Raw genomic sequence first — 16,471 nt, 5'->3', positions numbered from 1 at the left:
GTCTATCAGACTGCGCCGTTCAGACGGTCGCGCAGTTCCTTGCCGGTCTTGAAGAACGGAACCCACTTTTCTTCCACGTCCACCGTTTCGCCGGTACGCGGATTGCGCCCGCTGCGGGCAGGGCGGTTTTTCACGGAAAATGCGCCAAAGCCACGCAACTCCACGCGATTGCCTTCAGCAAGCGCGTTTGTGATCTCGTCGAATACCGCGCCGACGATGTTTTCGACATCGCGCTGGAAGAGATGCGGATTGCGGCTGGCGATAATCTGAACGAGTTCCGATTTGATCACGGCTTTAAACCCCTGTTCTTCTGTTTGTTTCGTCCGGTATCTGCCGGATATTGTGTGCGTTTGCCCGGACGGCGTCAATTCGCTTCAGGCGTACCGTCAACGTGCCAAACCGAAAGAAGTCCGTCAAGAAAGATGCGTTCCTTGGCAATCTGCTTCAACATGCCATCGGCTTCCTGCGGCACACCGATGAGGCGCGCACCGGCATGAATGATGAGGTCGCGCAGCGAAAATCCGGTATCGTCGTTGACCGGCTTCCATTCCAGACGAGGCAAATCCTTCGAGAGCCCCTTGCCTGCAAGCCAGGCAACGGCTTCCTCTTCACCGCCCAGCCCGTCGATCAGCTTCTTGTCCAGCGCCTGCCGTCCGGTGAAAACGGCGCCATTGGCGAGCGCCAGCGCCTGTTCATGCGTAAATGAACGGCGTTTTTCGACAATATCCACGAACCAGGCGTAGGAATCCATGATCATATTGCTGATCATTCCCTTGGCTTCGTCGCTGGCCGGGCTGAAATAGTTGGGTTCGGCCTTGAGCGGCGACGACTTGATGGTTTCGACTTTCACGCCGATCGTATCGAGAAGCTTCGAAAGGTCGGGATATTGAAACAGGACCCCGATGGAGCCGACGATGGATGTCTGCCGCGCGATGATATGATCGGATGCGCTGGCAATCATGTAGCCCGCGGACGCGGCGAGCGTGCCCACCTGGGTCACGACCGGCTTCTTCTCGGCAATCTTGCGCACGGCTTCAAAAATGGCTTCCCCGCCAACCGTCGTTCCGCCCGGCGAATCGAGGACCAGAATCACACCCTTGACGGCATCGTCACTGGCTATCTTGTCGAGGCGCTTCAGCAATTCCTCATTCTCGAAGATGGTGCCTTCGATGCGAACCTTGGCGATGTGCGGCTGGCTGAAATTGGTGCCGCGCATGGACCACGAAGCGAAACCGGCGATCAGGGCTGCGATCAGAAGCAGGAACGCTCCGCGCCAGACTGTCAGCTTTCTGCGCAATTTCCGGCGTTCGATGATTGCTTCGGCGTCTTGAGCCATTCCCGTCCATCCGTTCGTTCAAATAGCGTGGTTCGCGCTTGCAGTTCACCTTTTGCCTTGAATGAAGGCATGCGGCAAGTCTCTTCGAAAAATAGGACTGGCCGGAAATCGTCTGTTTCGCGAAATGCTTTCCTACCGGGATATATATATTGTCAGGGCGATGCCCGCGATTCCCGGTTTGTTGCCGGTTCAGCTTTCATGATGACGCCACACCCGGCTGTAGTTTGGCCCGGATTTGTGATATCAAAGAGTTGATTAGCATTCTATCAATCTCGGTAGAGTGCAAAATGGGATGAATTATCAAGCACATAAACCGTTCCTGCTGCCCTGTTGGGAGGCGGGTGCGGTGTTTTGTGCGGTATGAAGCTATTGAGCGACCGTCTATTTCACCCCAAATAAACCTTATTGAAATGAAAAAGCGCGACATAGGCGCGCCGATTATTGAATTCCAGGAAAGCATTGAGGAACTGAACGCAACATGACCGCCGACACGACACCCAGCCATGCGCCGCAGAACGTGACCTCCCAGGGTCGCGGCAAGGGCGGCATGCGCTTTGGGGCGTCGGAGAAGGCAGAGGCGCTCTTCCACGCGGCACAGCGCCATTCTGTCCGTGTTCGTGTCTTGAAGACCGCGCTGCCGGTGGCCGCTGTTATCGTGGCGGCCGTGTTCTCATGGTACACGTTTCTTGCGACGCCGAACACACCCATAAAGGTGGAAGTGAATAATGGCGGCGAAAGCGGTAAGCTTGTCATGACGAGCCCGCATCTCAATGGATACACCAAGGACAACCGCCCTTATTCGATGACCGCTGCCAAGGCGACGCAGGATGCGAAGAACAGCGGCGCGATTTCACTGGAAGGCATTTCCGCCGAATTGCCGGTTGGTGAAAAGGGCACGGCCAAGGTCGAGGCGACGTCGGGTGTTTACGACAATGCCAATGGGCGTTTGCAACTTGATAAGGACTTTACTGTTACCACGGATGATGGTTTGCGTGCGGTGATGCATTCTGCGGACGTAAATCTCAAGAGCGGGCAGATCACGACCGACAAGCCCGTCGACATCCGCAGCGGCAGCACGCATATTCTGGCGGACAGCATGCAGGTCAAGGACAACGGCAAGGTTCTGATTTTTGAGAACAAGGTTCGAATGACCGTTGACGGCAGCGTTGTTTCGCCCAACAAGGCTCCCTGAAAAGGAAGCCTGATTTGAGGACAGGCGAAGCGTTCGAACCGATTCATATCTGTGCGGGCGCTTGAGTACGTTGCGAAGCCGGTTTTCGGATTGAAATGTGCTCGAAAACAAATTGTTAGAGCGTGATTCTGATGCAATCGGAATACCACAGGCTCTAAACCGCTTTTTTGATCGCATTTTGCGATGCCGAATGTTCCCATTTGGACGCAAAGTGCTTAATGTTGCGTCTGACCGCATGTCGGCCCAGGAATGGTCGAATGCTTCGGGGAGCTGGTGATATATGGAACGCGAGACGGGCAAGATGAACAAGGGTACGATGGCCCGCACTTTGCGGATGGGATTTGCAGTTCTGGCGCTCGGCATGGTCGCGGCTCCGACAGCCTCTCTGGCGCAGGAAGGCGCGGCTGTGAACGGCCTGAAGCTTTCCAACAGCAAGGCTCCCGTAAAGATCGACGCCGACAAGCTTGAAATGCGCGACAAGGAAGGCGTTGCGGTCTTCACCGGCAATGTTGCCGTTTCGCAGGGCGATGCGCTGCTCAAGGCCGGCCAGATGACGGTCTATTACAACAAGGCCAAGAAGGACGGTGACGCTCAGGCGCCGGAACCGGCAAGTGCCGGCGTGGGTGGCCTCGATTCATCGAGCATCGATCACATCGACATTTCTGGAAAAGTCTATCTCAAGTCTGGCACCCAGGTCGCAACCGGCGATACGGGCCGCTATGATGCCAAAAACCAGGTGATGGTTCTCCAGGGCCAGAAGGTGGTGCTGACCGATGGCGACAATGTCGTGACCGGCTGCAAGCTGACCGCGCATCTCGATACGGGACGCGCCAATGTCGAAAGCTGCAAGGGGCAGTCCAAGGGTCGCGTATCGATCATCATGGCTCCGAAAGATCAACAGCAGGGCGGTGCTGCGCCCAAGCAGAACTGACCGGAGCAGGCGTGGGATTGTTCTGGAACAAGAAGGCCGACGGGTCGCAAGACGCATCGCAAAATGTGAACGCACCATCCGATGTTGCCGGAGCCATGCCCGGCCAGCCGGGTAAGTCGGCGCGTCTCAAGGGTACGCTGGTGGCACGCGGTCTCTGCAAGAGCTATCGCGGCCGTCAGGTCGTCAACGGCGTGTCGTTCGGCGTGCGGGCGGGTGAAGCCGTCGGTATTCTGGGGCCGAACGGTGCCGGCAAGACTACCTGTTTCTACATGGTGACCGGCCTTGTTCCGGCTGATGCGGGCTCCATCGAGATCGACGGTTTTGATGTCACATCGATGCCGATGTATCGCCGTTCGCGTCTTGGCATTGGCTATCTGCCGCAGGAAGCGTCCATTTTCCGGGGGCTTTCGGTGGAAAATAACATCAAGGCCGTGCTTGAAGTGGTGGAGAAGGATCGCTCCAAGCGCACATCCGAACTGGATGCGCTCCTGGAAGAATTTCACATCGCGCATTTGCGCAAGGCACCCGCCATTTCGCTTTCCGGCGGTGAACGCCGCCGTCTCGAAATTGCGCGTGCGCTTGCCTCGCGCCCGAATTTCATGCTGCTGGACGAGCCTTTTGCGGGTGTCGATCCGATTGCCGTTTCGGATATTCAGCAGCTTGTCCGCCATTTGACCAGCCGCGGCATCGGCGTCCTGATCACCGATCATAATGTGCGCGAAACGCTCGGCCTTATCGATCGCGCTTACATTATTCACGCCGGTCAGGTGCTGACGCATGGACGCCCTGCGGAAATCGTTGCCAACCCGGACGTGCGCAGGCTTTATCTCGGCGACCAGTTCACTCTCTAGAGCGCCCATCGGTCTGAACGAATTCAGGTCGGCGCTCCAAATTCCCATGTTGACGCATCATGATCTGGGAGCGCGCGAAACAGCGCGCCTCCACATTTGCCCATGCCTTCCGCGACTAATTTCCCCTTTTGCTTGAAAAACGCGCATTCTGAATTGACAAGCAAGGTTCATACCAGTTTTCATTCCGTTCGGCCTGAACATGCGGTCCGTGGAGGTCGGCAGGGGTAAACCGGGGAGAATAACGCGTCGCATGGCATTGTCGCCCAAGCTCGATTTCCGTCAGTCGCAATCGCTGGTAATGACTCCCCAGTTGATGCAGTCGATAAGACTGCTGCAAATGACGCATGTGGAACTGGAGCAGTTTCTCGACGCCGAAATCGAAAAAAATCCGCTTCTGGACCGAATCGAGGCAGCAAATGATGATTTTGCAGGCTCGGACTCCGTCCGCGACGATGGAGAGGCCGGTGAGGGAGAGATAGAGTCCCAAGCGTCGGAGGACGACTGGTTCAAGACGGAAGTCTCCGGCGATGCGGAGAGCCTTTCTTCCACCTTCGACAGTTCGCTTGAGAACATCTTTCCCGACGATCCGGGGCGCTCCGATGAGATCGGGCCTGACCTTGCCGCGCAATGGAAATCCGCCGGCGGCGACGGATATGTTTCAGCCAGCGCTTATGACATCGACCAGATCACGGCGAGCCGGGTTTCGCTGGGCGAGCATGTGGCGGAACAGATCGCGCTGACTTTTTCCGCAACGATGGACCGGTTCATCGCAACCGCGCTTGCCGACGCACTGGACGAGAGCGGCTATCTGCGTGTCGATATTGTGGGGCTCGCCCAGAACCTGGGGGTGGAAACGGTCGAAATCGAGCGGGTGCTCGGTGTAATGCAAACCTTTGATCCCCATGGCCTTTTCGCTCGTGACCTGCGCGAGTGCCTGGCGATACAGTTGCGCCTCAAGGATCGGTTCGATCCGGCGATGGAAGCTTTGATCGACAATCTCGATCTTCTGGCGCGGCGCGACTTCGCTACCCTCAAGAAAATCTGCGGCGTCGATCAGGCCGACATTATCGATATGCTGACCGAAATCCGCATGCTCGATCCAAAACCGGGCGCATTGTTCGAGATTTCGGTCGCCGATGCCATCGTGCCGGACGTGCTGGTGACGCCGTCGCGCGATGACGGCTGGGCTATCGAGTTGAATGCCGCAGCCATGCCGCGCCTCATCGTCAACAATGAATATTATGCCGAGGTGAACGCCTCGGTGAAAGCCGAGGAAAAGGCGTTTCTCTCGGACTGCATGCAGACTGCGAACTGGCTTGTGCGCAGCCTTGACCAGCGCGCCCGCACTATCCTGAAGGTCACGCAGGAAATCGTGCGGCAGCAGGACGGTTTTCTGCGTCACGGAGTGACCCATTTGAAGCCGCTCAACCTCCGTATTGTCGCGGATGCGGTCGGCATGCATGAATCCACCATCAGTCGGGTGACCGCGAACAAGTTCATGGCGTCGCCACGCGGCGTGTTTGAATTGCGCTATTTCTTCAATGCTTCCATCGCCTCCTCCGAGGGGGGCGACGCGCATTCATCCGAGAGTGTGCGTCATCGCATCCGCCAGATGATTGACGCCGAAAAGCCTGACGACGTGCTTTCCGATGACGCCATCGTGGATGCCCTCAAGAAGGACGGTGTGGATATAGCGCGAAGAACGGTCGCAAAATACCGGGAATCGATGAATATTGCCTCATCGGTACAACGTAGGCGGGAAAAGAAGGCGAGATTGTCGGCTTCCTGATCGTCCGCCAAGGCGGCCCCGAAATGTATTTCAAGCTTCGTTCTCCTGTGAAAACAGGGGAGGAACGCTCTAAAATTTTTGACTTGTCGCGCTGTTCATTCAGAAAAATTCGATCTCGATTTGTGAAAAGATCGATATTGCAGGGCGATCGACTGGCAAGAGGGCCAATTGACAAGCGCCATTTCAACCAATAGAAGCCCGGCTCGCGCTGCGGCCCGTAATTAAAGCCTCGGTTTTCCGGCTTTCACGACAGGCGGTCAGCGTGAACTGAGGCGCTGGTCCCTAATACGGCTTGTTACACGGAAGCCGCGTCAAAGCAGAATTGAAGCATATCTCCCGGATTGGCCGGTTTTCGGGAGAAAGCATGAGATTGACGTTTCCAGCATATGTTTCTGCGGGAAATGTCCGGGAATGCGTAATTTCTGGAAGAAATTGCGATTGTGCATATGTTTGAAGGAAGGACAATGCGGCGTTCCAAGGCATGTCACCCGAACGGGTGACGCTAACCGGGCGTTACGTAAGAGAAATGTGTGGCAACCACCCCCTCAAGGGCTTTTCCGGGAGCAGCCAGGACTTCGAAGGCTTTTCGGAAGGTGTTTCAACACCTCTGCGGAGAGTGCGCCTGAGAAGCTCGTCGGCATCATGGATCTGGTTGGAAAACGCACTGGATGAAAAGCATCTTTGATGCTGGTTCGCTTTGCGCTTCGCTCGCCTTGTGATTAGACTGGGTTCTGTGGTGTAACGCAAATGAGGTGTGCCAAATGACTCTGCGTGTATCTGGAAAGCATATGGACGTCGGTGAAGCTTTCACGACCCGGATCATTGATCGGGTTAACGAAGCGGTCGGCAAATATTTCGATCATGGCTTTTCCGGACAGGTTACGGTCACCAAGTCCGGTTCGCGTTTCAGTGCCGATTGCACCCTGCACCTCGATAGCGGTGCGACTCTGCAAAGCACTGGCGAGGCACAGGATCCGCAACTGGCTTTCGAAGCGGCTGCGGACAAGATCGAAACCCGCCTTCGCCGCTACAAGCGCCGTCTGAAATCGCGTCCTGCCACGCAGCCGGATGCGATCTATGATGACGTTGCATATCGTGTTATGGCACCCCTGCCGGAGGAAGAGGAGGATCTTCCGGCGGATTACGCGCCGACAATTGTTGCGGAATCGTCCGTCGCCCTGCGCACCATGTCGGTGGCGTCGGCGGTCGTGGAACTGGATCTGATCGAGAATCCGGTTCTGGTATTCCGCAATGCCGGCAATGATGAAGTTAATATCGTCTACCGTCGGGCGGACGGCAATATCGGCTGGGTCGATCCATCGATGGTCACCCGCCAGGCCGCGCCCCGCGCCTGACGGCAAACCTGAAGCGCACGCAGCGGACCGCGATCGGCGGCCGCGTGCGCTTCCCAAAACCGGGCTGAAAAGGCCTGATTGAAGAAGGAACGGAGAGAATGGATCTTAGTGATCTGATTCAGCCAGGGGCGATTATCCCTGCGCTGAAAGCCAGCTCCAAAAAGCAGCTTTTGCAGATTCTGTCTGAGAAGGCTGCGGAACTGACCGGTCTCCCTGAGCGCGAAGTTTTCGAAACAATTCTCCAGCGTGAACGCCTCGGTTCCACCGGGGTGGGCAATGGCGTTGCCATTCCGCACGGCAAGCTGGCGAACATCAACAAAATAGCCGGAATCTTCGCTCGTCTGGAAACCCCGGTCGATTTCGAGGCGCTGGACGATCAGCCTGTCGATCTTGTTTTTCTGCTTCTCGCGCCGGAAAATGCCGGCGCGGATCATCTGAAGGCTCTCTCGCGCATCGCCCGTATGCTGCGCGACGCCGATACTGTTGCGAAGTTGCGCGGCACGCATGACGCGCAGGCGCTTTATTCATTCCTGACCGCTCAGCCAGCGTCCAACGCGGCCTGAGTTCAAATAGTTTCTCGTAAACAAAACCGCCGTTCAGCTTGAACGGCGGTTTTGTTTGTCCGCTCGCAGAAACGATGTGCGGGAAGGCAGATGCCGCCAGCGACGCGATACCGGCGACGGCCGTTATCGCACCAAAGATCAGTGCAGCATCACGGTGCGCAGTTCGTGCTCCTGTGCGCCCTGCAGCGCGGTGGCGCGAACATCGGAAAGCACGATTGGCTCACCGCTGGCGCCAAAGAGCGCCCAGAGTTCCAGGCCCGGCTCGATCGGTGGGAGGGCAGGGAAGCTGCGTGCAAGGTCATCAGAACGGATCTTGCGCACATAGGCAACTTCACCTTCGCCGAGATGGGCGAATTCGTTTTCGGTGAATATCTGTCTGTTCATGGTCGTAGCCTCCATTTCGTCGGCATGTCATTTGCGACCATGCCGCTTCAGAGCTTCACATTTTCAATATAGCGGACTTGTGCTGAACAAAAACTGAACAGTTTCAGTCTTTCACCGCTATGTTGATTCGTTTGATCAGCCGCTCCGGTTCCGGGCGGTCGAGATCGATGGCCAAAAGGCCGTTTTTCAGATCGCAACCGAGAACCCGCATGCCGTCTGCCAGAACGAAAACGCGCTGGAACTGCCGGGCAGCGATGCCGCGATGCAGAAATTCCCGTTCGGTATCGTCGGTCTGGCGTCCGCGGATGACGAGCTGATTGTCTTCCGTCATGACTTCGAGGTCGTCGCTGGAAAACCCGGCCACCGCCAGGGTGATGCGCAGACGTTCGGAGCCAGTCTCGCCACGCAGGCGTTCAATATTATAGGGCGGATAACCATCGCCGGATTTAGCGATCCGTTCCAGCGTCTTTTCCATCGTGTCGAATCCGAGCAGCAGAGGGCTCGAAAACGGTGTCATTCTTGTCATTGCATCAGTCCTTGATGAGAAGCGACCGTTATGAAGAGAACCCATACGGCGTACTCTTCGCTAACTGATATGGCTTGTGAAAAGCCTGACTTCAAGGGCCAATCCGGATTCCTTCACTCCATCGTAGGGTGAAGTTCAGGCGCAAGATACCCGGGAACTTTAGGAGCGCTTACCGACGCGCTTCGGCGAGTGCCGCGCCGAAGGCCGTGGCGAAGCTTTCCCGATCATCGGGATTGAGGAACTTGCCGACCGCGACGCTCATTTCGCGGCTCTCGACGCTCATGCCGGTGATGCCAATGTCAGGCTTTCGCGCAACCTTGAACCGTGTCCAGAACGGATTGAAGCGATGCGCGGTCACCTTGCCGGATGCCGCATATTTGCGAATATGCAGGGCGGAACGCGATACGGAGATTTCCTCCCGCGCCCGGGCGGCACGATAATTCCAGCGGAAGGCCAGATAGATGAGCAGGACATCAAGGCCGAAAAACCCGAAGATGGGCCAGGCCCCGATGGACCAGAAAAGAATGCCTACGAACATCCAGCAACCGATCAGGGCTCCCATCAGCACGGCAAAGCCCGTCCGCCCGAGCGAACGATAGGGCGTGAGCAAGGCCTCGAAAATGGGTTTGTCGAACCGGTCGGGTTCCGCGCCGTCTGGGTGGTGCATCGTTTTCAGATCATCTCGCAATGCCGCATCGGGCCTGCGTCAAGCTGCTGATTGTTTTGTCGATAGGGAAACCATTATAGAGGCGGAATGGAAAAGGCCAAAATCAAATCGCCCGTGAACGCATCTCCTGCCCGTTCCCAGCGTCGGGTGCGGGGCACGCTTTATACGGCGGATGAAATTCACGAGATATTCCGCCGTTTCTCCATCCAGAGACCCGAGCCGAAGGGCGAGCTTGAGCATGTGAATGCATTCACGCTTCTTGTCGCCGTCGTTCTTTCGGCGCAGGCCACCGACGCAGGCGTCAACAAGGCGACGCGAGGGCTCTTTGCCGTTGCCGATACGCCGCAGAAAATGCTGGCGCTCGGCGAGGAAAAAGTCGGCGACTATATCCGTACCATCGGTCTTTGGCGCAACAAGGCGAAAAACGTCATCCTCCTGTCCGAAGCCCTGATCCGCGATCATGGCGGCGAGGTTCCCGGCGACCGGGATGAACTGGTGAAATTGCCGGGCGTTGGCCGCAAGACGGCCAATGTGGTGCTGAACATGGCTTTCGGCCAGCCGACCATGGCGGTGGACACGCATATCCTGCGCATCGGCAACCGGATCGGGCTTGCGCCCGGCAAGACGCCGGAGGCCGTGGAAGCCATCCTCGTCCGGGTCATTCCAGCCGAATACATGCTTCACGCGCATCACTGGCTCATCCTGCATGGCCGTTATGTGTGCAAGGCGCGCAAGCCCGAATGCGAGAAATGCGTGATTGCGGATATCTGCAAATATCCGGCGAAAACCTGCGACGTGCCCGCGCCGCTTATCCCCTTGCCGCCGCAGGCGTGAGCTTGCTTTCGCGCTGCGAGATCGCCTTGTGCAGATGGACCATCATCGTTGCCGCGAAAAGCGGGGTGAGAAGGTTGACGATCGGTATCGCCATGAAGCCTGCAATCAGCAGCCCGGCCAGAAAGACCGTCACGCCATAATGTGACCGTAGCGCCTTCGCCTCGGCTTCGGACCGATAGCGCATGGCCGCAAACTCGAAGAATTCCCGCCCGAGCAGATAGGCATTGATGACGAAGAAGGCGATCAGGTTGATGCCGGGTATGAACAGCATCAGCAGGGCGGCGATATTGCCGATGATGACGATGCCGAGAAATTTCAGCGAAACGACGATGGAACGGCCGGTCGGCAACGGCGTGCCGCGAGGATCGTTGGGATAGTCCTCGCGTTCGACTACTTCGGCGACATCATCGAGAAACAGGCCTGCGACGAGCGCTGTAACGGGTGCAATCATCAATGCGAGCACAAGCGCCAGGCCAAGACCTGCAACGATGGCGGCAACGATGCCGAGCCAGCCTGCCCAATCCGGCATGCCGGGCAATATCTGCTCCATCCATGGCCAGGCAAAAGTAAAAAAGATTTGACGGACTGCGGCCCAAAGACCGATTAGCAGCAACAGCGTCAAACCGAGGGTCTTCCAGAAAACTGCGCGCAATTCCGGTGTGGTCAGGCGCTTCAGAGCCTTCAAGGCAGCATCCAGGATCATTTGGGCCCCAATTCCGACTGTGGACAAAGATGGAAATAGGTATGCCTCCATTCCGAAGCAAGCCGCACGATCACGGTAGGGAAGCTTGCAGGGTAGCCAAAGGGATTGCAAACGGCTAAACCGGCACCCACGTGACCGATCTGCTTCTGGCGGACAGGAGACCAATCAAAAGGGGAGCTTCTCGCGCTCATGGCCACATTCGACGTCCTTTGCATCGGCAATGCCATTGTCGACATTATTTCGCGCACTGATGAGTCTTTTCTGGAAACAAACGGTATCGTCAAAGGCGCGATGAACCTGATCGACGCGGATCGTGCCGAATTGCTCTATGGCCGCATTGCAGGCCCGGTGACGGAAATGTCTGGCGGCAGCGCCGGAAATACCGCAGCAGGCGTTGCAAGTCTCGGCGGACGATCGGCCTATTTCGGTAAGGTCGCGACCGATCATCTGGGTCGTGTTTTCGCGCATGACATCCGCGCACAGGGCGTTGCCTTCGATACGCGCCCGTTGGAAAATGGATCGCCGACCGCCCGTTCCATGATTTTCGTGACGCCGGATGGCGAACGCTCGATGAATACCTTTCTCGGTGCCTGTGTGGAACTTGGCCCGGAGGATGTCGAAACCTCCAAGGTGTCCGATGCGAAAGTGACCTATTTCGAAGGCTATCTGTGGGACCCGCCGCGCGCCAAGGAAGCCATCGTCCTTGCATCGAAGATCGCGCATGAGAAAAACCGTCAGATGGCGATGACGCTTTCCGATCCGTTCTGCGTGGACCGGTATCGCGAGGAATTTCTGGAGCTTATGCGCTCGCGCACGGTCGATATCGTCTTCGCCAATGAGGACGAGGCCAAGTCGCTCTATAAGACGAAATCGCTCGAAACGGCGATTGCCTCCATGCGCATGGATTGCGCGCTTTCAATCATCACCCGTTCGGAAAAAGGCGCGGTCGTGGTCACGCCCGACCAGACCCTGACCGTTCCCGCCATTGAAATCGATGCGCTGGTCGATACGACGGGGGCAGGCGATCTTTACGCCGCCGGTTTCCTGTACGGCTATACCAACGACCGTTCGCTTGAAGATTGCGCGCGTCTCGGTTCGCTGGCGGCAGGCCTGATCATCCAGCAGATGGGCCCGCGCCCGCAACTCAGCCTGCAGGCAGCCGCAAGCCAGGCCGGGCTGGTATAAGGCTTATTCCGGCCTGATTATCCGGTCGCGCTGAAGCTCTTCTTCGGTGCGCCCGGGACGGCTTTTATAGACGGGCAATGTCCAGCCGAAATAAAGGGCGCCCCCGCGAATAACGAAGGCGGTCAAAGCCGCCGCCACTGCGCATATGGCTGGTTCGACATGCAGCCAGGCAAGCAGGACATAGAGGCACGCACCGGCAAGCGAAGCCGTGACATAAATCTCGCGGCGCATCAGCACGGAAGGCTCGCCAGCCACCATGTCGCGCAATATGCCGCCAAGTGTGGCCGTGGAAATGCCGGTCACGATGGCGACGGACGGCCCGAAACCGAGCGCCAGCCCCTTGGCGGCACCCAATACCGTATAGGCGGCCATGCCGATGGCATCGAGCCAGAGCAGGACGCGATAGCGCGATTCCACCATGTGCGCGGTGAAATAGACGACGATCGCCGCCAGCGTGCCGGCCAGCAGATAGGCGGGCTCGACGACCCAGAAAACCGGCGCGCCGAGCACGAGATCGCGAAAGGTCCCGCCGCCAATACCGGTAATATTGGCAAGGAACAGAAAGCCGATAATGTCGAGCTGCCGGCGCGAGGCGGCAAGAGCACCGGTCGCAGCGAAAACGAAAACGCCTGCGAAATTCAAAAACTCAGGAATCGTCACGCTGTTGCTCTCCTCCGCACATGCCGGAGCATATCCCGTTTAAACGAAACGCCGGAATCCCCCGAAACCGGTTCCCACTTTCGGGAAGCATGCTCTGTGACAACTTTTCACCGGTGTGCTCCAATAGCAATATGCATGTTATCGGAAACCAGACCGCAGATATGAAAAGAGCGGCAGACAAAGCCGCCGCTCCAATTCTCGTCGGTTTTTGTTCGGATCAGGAATTGCCTTCGGGAGCGGCAGCGCCATTGTCGGCAGTAGCCTTCGGGCCACCCTTGGAGACGCCGACCATGGCCGGGCGCAGAACGCGGTCGCCAATGGCGTAACCGTCCTGCACGACCTGCACGACGGTGTTGTTCGGCAGATCCGCATTCGGCACTTCGAACATGGCCTGATGAAAATTCGGGTCGAATTTCTGGCCTTCCGGTTCCAGCTTCTTGACGCCGTGGCGTTCCAGAGCGTGAAGCATGGCGCGTTCGGTCATTTCGACGCCATCGGCGAGCGACTTGAGGCTGGCATCGGTTGCCATGGCTTCGGCAGGGATAGCCTCGAGTGCACGGCGCAGATTGTCGGAAACCGACAGCATGTCGCGGGCAAAATTGGTCACCGCATAGGTGCGCGCATCCTGGACGTCACGCTGGGTGCGCTTGCGCAGGTTTTCCATTTCTGCGGCGGCACGCAGCAACTGGTCTTTCAGTTCGCCATTATCTGCTTCCAGCATGGCAATCCGGTTCGCGGTATCGTCCACTTCCGCTTCGGCTTCGTCCTCGGCAGCTTCTGCACGGGCTTCGGCCTTGCGTGCCTTCAGAAATTCGTCGGCAGCACGGTTGAGCGCCTCACGATCCCGGGGATTGTTGATATCGCGCTGCTCAAGATCGGGGTTCTGGGATTTGTTTTTTTCGTCAGCCATGATGCTACTTCCGTCTTGAATAGAGCATTTCCAGCAAAACTGCATGAGCCTTTGCGTCGGATAATGCGAAAAACAAACTATCGTCTGGGGCGGATATCGAGTTTCATGCCAATAAAATCAAGGTCTATTTTCAGTGCCTTGGTTTGCCCCGGCAAGTCTCACAGTTAACGCAGGAGCCGGGACACGATCTGTGCGGTATAGTCCACCATCGGGACGATCCGCGCATAATTGAGCCGTGTCGGCCCGATGACTCCCAGGGCACCAATAACCCTTTGCTCGCTGTCGCGATAGGGGGCCACCACCAGCGATGAGCCGGAAAGGGAGAAAAGCTTGTTCTCCGAACCGATGAAGATGCGGACGCCCGAACCAGCCTCGGCAAGATCGAGCAGCTGGACCATGCCATCCTTCGTTTCAAGGTCATCGAAGAGATGGCGCAGCCGCTCGATATCTTCCTGTGCATGGATGTTTTCCAGAAGATTGGCGCGCCCGCGCACAATCAGCCGCGCCGGCTGATCCGTTCCGGCTCCGCTCCAGACTGCCAGTCCCTGGGCAACCAGTTCCTGCGACAGCTGGTCGAGTTCCTGCCGCGTTTCTTCCGTCAGCTTTTTCAGCTCCGCCTTGGCTTCGGAAAGCGTGTGGCCATGAATATGCGCGTTGAGAAAATTCGATGCCTCGACCAGTTGCGAATTGCTGATGCCGACGGGGAGGTTGACGACGCGGTTTTCGACGTCGCCATTCTGCATGACCATAACTGCAAGCGCCCGGGTCGGCTCCAGACGAACGAATTCGATATGTTTGAGCGCGCCTTCCGCCTTGGTGGCCAGCACGAGGCCCGCACCGCGCGACAGGCCGGAAAGAACCTGACTTGCTTCTGTCAGGACGCTTTCGACCGAATTGTTTATGCCGGCGGAACGAACCTGCGCTTCAATGGAGGAGCGTTCCTCCGGCGGCAGGTCGCCCACTTCCAGAAATGCGTCGACAAAGAAGCGCAGTCCGATCTGCGTAGGCAGGCGTCCGGCCGAGACATGCGGCGCATAGATCAGGCCCAGATGCTCCAGGTCGCTCATGACATTGCGGATGGTCGCAGGAGAAAGCGTGTGCGGCAGCAATCGCGACAGGTTGCGTGAACCAAGCGGATCGCCATCGTTCAGATAGGTTTCCACAATCAGCCTGAAAATATCGCGCGAACGCTGGTCGAGCGAACTCAGAAGCTGGTGTTCCGGCGTTTTCATCATATTATGGTCGCGAAGTTTACGAATGACATAGGCCAAATATAAGGGCACAAGCCAAAGCGTCAAAGGCTTTAGGCTATAGTGACAGGGCTCTCAACATCTCTGTCGGTTTTTCGGGCAGAGCGCCTTTCTATTTGTGTGTGGGAAGCCTAAAAAGCCGCACAGGTAAATGAATCGAGGAATTCTCAATGCGTCCATCCAAGCGTGCGGCTGACGAAATGCGCGCCGTCTCTTTCGAACGCGGCATCTCCAAACATGCCGAGGGCTCCTGCCTCGTCAAGTTTGGCGATACGCATGTCCTGTGCACCGCAAGCCTTGAGGAAAAGGTGCCGGGCTGGATGCGTAACACGGGCAAGGGCTGGGTCACGGCGGAATACGGCATGCTGCCGCGCTCTACCGGCGACCGCATGCGCCGCGAAGCCGCCGCTGGAAAGCAGGGTGGCCGCACGCAGGAAATCCAGCGCCTGATCGGACGAAGCCTCCGCGCCGTTGTCGACATGCAGGCGCTCGGCGAAGTGCAGATCACCGTGGACTGCGACGTCATTCAGGCCGATGGCGGCACCCGCACGGCGGCTATCACCGGCGGCTGGGTGGCGCTTCATGAATGCCTGCGCTGGATGGAAGCACGCCAGATGGTGCGCGTCGAGAAGGTTCTGAAAGACCATATCGCCGCGATTTCCTGCGGCATCTATGAAGGCGAGCCGGTGCTCGATCTGGACTATGCGGAAGATTCTGTCGCCGAAACCGACAGCAATTTCGTGATGACCGGCAAGGGCGGGATCGTTGAAATTCAGGGAACGGCGGAAGGTGCGCCTTTCTCGGAAGAAGAATTCGCCAGCCTGATGAAGCTTGCTCGCGGCGGCATTGATCGTCTTGTGTCCTTGCAGAAAATGGCTGTCGCCTGATAGGAACGAGGTCTGCTCCATATATCGAGGAGACCTCATCCATGCGCGCAGCACGCATTCTTGAAACCGCTCTCTATGTCCGCGATGTCGCCGAGGCGATAGAGTTCTATCAGGGAACGATGGGACTGGAGCCGGTTGGCAAAGTCAGCGAGCGCAATGCATTTTTCCGCTGCGGAGAGGGCATATTACTTCTCTTCAAGGCGGAAGAAACGTTGAAGCCGCCGCCCGCCGGACATTTGCCCGTACCGGCCCACGGCACCAGCGGGCCCGGTCATGTCTGTTTCGCCGCAAGCCGCGAGGAGATGGAAGGCTGGCGCAGCCATCTGGCAAGACATGGCGTGGCGATAGAGGCCGAGTTCGATTGGCCGAATGGCGCGCATTCAATTTACTTCCGTGATCCGTCCGGCAATTCGCTGGAGATTGCCGAACCCAAACTATGGAACTGAAA

The 16,471-nt window shown here is 57.5% G+C and carries 19 protein-coding genes; 10 read left to right on the top strand and 9 right to left on the bottom strand.

Features of this window, described 5'->3' with window-relative positions; translation table 11 throughout:
• Nucleotides 1–5 precede the first annotated feature (5 nt).
• Together ACS5UA_RS05250 and sppA are read right to left on the bottom strand one after the other, a co-directional pair.
• Entirely contained in the window at nt 6–290 is a 285-nt protein-coding gene (locus ACS5UA_RS05250; RefSeq protein ID WP_004687882.1) for an integration host factor subunit beta, read from the bottom strand.
• A gap of 74 nt (nt 291–364) precedes the next feature.
• Nucleotides 365–1,336 (bottom strand): signal peptide peptidase SppA, encoded by a 972-nt coding sequence (gene sppA, locus ACS5UA_RS05245; protein WP_021586381.1) that lies wholly within the window; start codon nt 1,334–1,336, stop codon nt 365–367.
• 478 nt (nt 1,337–1,814) lie between these two features.
• Between sppA and lptC the strand changes: the two genes are divergently transcribed.
• The 6 genes from lptC to ptsN all read left to right on the top strand — a co-directional run bounded on the left by lptC (nt 1,815) and on the right by ptsN (nt 8,017).
• Nucleotides 1,815–2,528 (top strand): LPS export ABC transporter periplasmic protein LptC, encoded by a 714-nt coding sequence (lptC, locus tag ACS5UA_RS05240; RefSeq protein WP_021586380.1) that lies wholly within the window; start codon nt 1,815–1,817, stop codon nt 2,526–2,528.
• A 280-nt stretch (nt 2,529–2,808) separates the two neighbouring features.
• Nucleotides 2,809–3,459 carry an LptA/OstA family protein gene (locus ACS5UA_RS05235; RefSeq protein ID WP_006465884.1) on the top strand — a complete coding sequence of 217 codons (651 nt, stop codon included), beginning with the start codon at nt 2,809–2,811 and terminating at the stop codon, nt 3,457–3,459.
• An 11-nt stretch (nt 3,460–3,470) separates the two neighbouring features.
• The gene (gene lptB / locus ACS5UA_RS05230) at nt 3,471–4,310 is read left to right on the top strand and encodes an LPS export ABC transporter ATP-binding protein (RefSeq protein WP_025089796.1); all 840 of its coding nucleotides are present in this window, start codon (nt 3,471–3,473) and stop codon (nt 4,308–4,310) included.
• 250 nt (nt 4,311–4,560) lie between these two features.
• Nucleotides 4,561–6,099: an RNA polymerase factor sigma-54 gene (gene rpoN, locus ACS5UA_RS05225; protein ID WP_021586378.1), complete on the top strand. Its 1,539-nt coding sequence runs from the start codon at nt 4,561–4,563 to the stop codon at nt 6,097–6,099.
• Between the two features lie 761 nt (nt 6,100–6,860).
• Nucleotides 6,861–7,454 (top strand): ribosome hibernation-promoting factor, HPF/YfiA family, encoded by a 594-nt coding sequence (gene hpf, locus ACS5UA_RS05220; protein ID WP_006470905.1) that lies wholly within the window; start codon nt 6,861–6,863, stop codon nt 7,452–7,454.
• A 98-nt stretch (nt 7,455–7,552) separates the two neighbouring features.
• The gene (gene ptsN / locus ACS5UA_RS05215; protein ID WP_006465889.1) at nt 7,553–8,017 is read left to right on the top strand and encodes a PTS IIA-like nitrogen regulatory protein PtsN; all 465 of its coding nucleotides are present in this window, start codon (nt 7,553–7,555) and stop codon (nt 8,015–8,017) included.
• Nucleotides 8,018–8,155: 138 nt separating this feature from the next.
• Here ptsN and ACS5UA_RS05210 read toward each other — a convergent pair whose 3' ends face one another.
• The 3 genes from ACS5UA_RS05210 to ACS5UA_RS05200 all read right to left on the bottom strand — a co-directional run bounded on the left by ACS5UA_RS05210 (nt 8,156) and on the right by ACS5UA_RS05200 (nt 9,594).
• Nucleotides 8,156–8,401, bottom strand: coding sequence for a DUF1150 family protein (locus tag ACS5UA_RS05210; protein ID WP_006470904.1), 246 nt, complete (start codon nt 8,399–8,401; stop codon nt 8,156–8,158).
• 103 nt (nt 8,402–8,504) lie between these two features.
• Complete coding sequence (locus tag ACS5UA_RS05205; RefSeq protein ID WP_006470903.1) at nt 8,505–8,927, bottom strand: Hsp20 family protein; 423 nt, start codon at nt 8,925–8,927, stop codon at nt 8,505–8,507.
• Between the two features lie 169 nt (nt 8,928–9,096).
• Nucleotides 9,097–9,594: a DUF2244 domain-containing protein gene (locus ACS5UA_RS05200; protein WP_021586375.1), complete on the bottom strand. Its 498-nt coding sequence runs from the start codon at nt 9,592–9,594 to the stop codon at nt 9,097–9,099.
• A gap of 87 nt (nt 9,595–9,681) precedes the next feature.
• On the opposite strand from ACS5UA_RS05200, the gene nth reads away from it, so the two are divergent.
• Nucleotides 9,682–10,428 carry an endonuclease III gene (nth, locus tag ACS5UA_RS05195; RefSeq protein WP_021586374.1) on the top strand — a complete coding sequence of 249 codons (747 nt, stop codon included), beginning with the start codon at nt 9,682–9,684 and terminating at the stop codon, nt 10,426–10,428.
• Here nth and ACS5UA_RS05190 read toward each other — a convergent pair.
• Nucleotides 10,403–11,131 carry a sulfate transporter family protein gene (locus tag ACS5UA_RS05190; RefSeq protein ID WP_006470901.1) on the bottom strand — a complete coding sequence of 243 codons (729 nt, stop codon included), beginning with the start codon at nt 11,129–11,131 and terminating at the stop codon, nt 10,403–10,405. The genes nth and ACS5UA_RS05190 overlap by 26 nt on opposite strands.
• 189 nt (nt 11,132–11,320) lie before the next feature.
• On the opposite strand from ACS5UA_RS05190, the gene ACS5UA_RS05185 reads away from it, so the two are divergent.
• The gene (locus tag ACS5UA_RS05185) at nt 11,321–12,316 is read left to right on the top strand and encodes an adenosine kinase (protein WP_021586373.1); all 996 of its coding nucleotides are present in this window, start codon (nt 11,321–11,323) and stop codon (nt 12,314–12,316) included.
• A gap of 3 nt (nt 12,317–12,319) precedes the next feature.
• On the opposite strand, the gene ACS5UA_RS05180 is transcribed toward ACS5UA_RS05185, so the two are convergent.
• From ACS5UA_RS05180 to hrcA, 3 genes are all read right to left on the bottom strand, one after another.
• A complete protein-coding gene (locus ACS5UA_RS05180; protein ID WP_006470899.1) occupies nt 12,320–12,976 on the bottom strand; it encodes a trimeric intracellular cation channel family protein in 657 nt (218 codons plus the stop codon).
• 217 nt (nt 12,977–13,193) lie between these two features.
• On the bottom strand, nt 13,194–13,886 hold the full coding sequence (gene grpE / locus ACS5UA_RS05175; RefSeq protein ID WP_006470898.1) for a nucleotide exchange factor GrpE: 693 nt from the start codon (nt 13,884–13,886) through the stop codon (nt 13,194–13,196).
• Between the two features lie 164 nt (nt 13,887–14,050).
• A complete protein-coding gene (gene hrcA, locus ACS5UA_RS05170; protein WP_443101212.1) occupies nt 14,051–15,121 on the bottom strand; it encodes a heat-inducible transcriptional repressor HrcA in 1,071 nt (356 codons plus the stop codon).
• Nucleotides 15,122–15,306: 185 nt separating this feature from the next.
• Here hrcA and rph point away from each other — a divergent pair, with 185 nt between their 5' ends.
• Both rph and ACS5UA_RS05160 read left to right on the top strand, forming a co-directional pair.
• The gene (gene rph, locus ACS5UA_RS05165; protein ID WP_006465898.1) at nt 15,307–16,023 is read left to right on the top strand and encodes a ribonuclease PH; all 717 of its coding nucleotides are present in this window, start codon (nt 15,307–15,309) and stop codon (nt 16,021–16,023) included.
• A 41-nt stretch (nt 16,024–16,064) separates the two neighbouring features.
• Nucleotides 16,065–16,469 carry a VOC family protein gene (locus ACS5UA_RS05160; RefSeq protein WP_006465899.1) on the top strand — a complete coding sequence of 135 codons (405 nt, stop codon included), beginning with the start codon at nt 16,065–16,067 and terminating at the stop codon, nt 16,467–16,469.
• Nucleotides 16,470–16,471: the final 2 nt, after the last annotated feature.

The sequence above is a fragment of the Brucella sp. RRSP16 genome (assembly GCF_052246815.1).
Taxonomy (GTDB): Bacteria; Pseudomonadota; Alphaproteobacteria; order Rhizobiales; family Rhizobiaceae; genus Brucella; species Brucella intermedia.
Note: the sequence above shows the minus strand (reverse complement) of the source record. Positions and strands in the feature narration are given on the sequence as shown.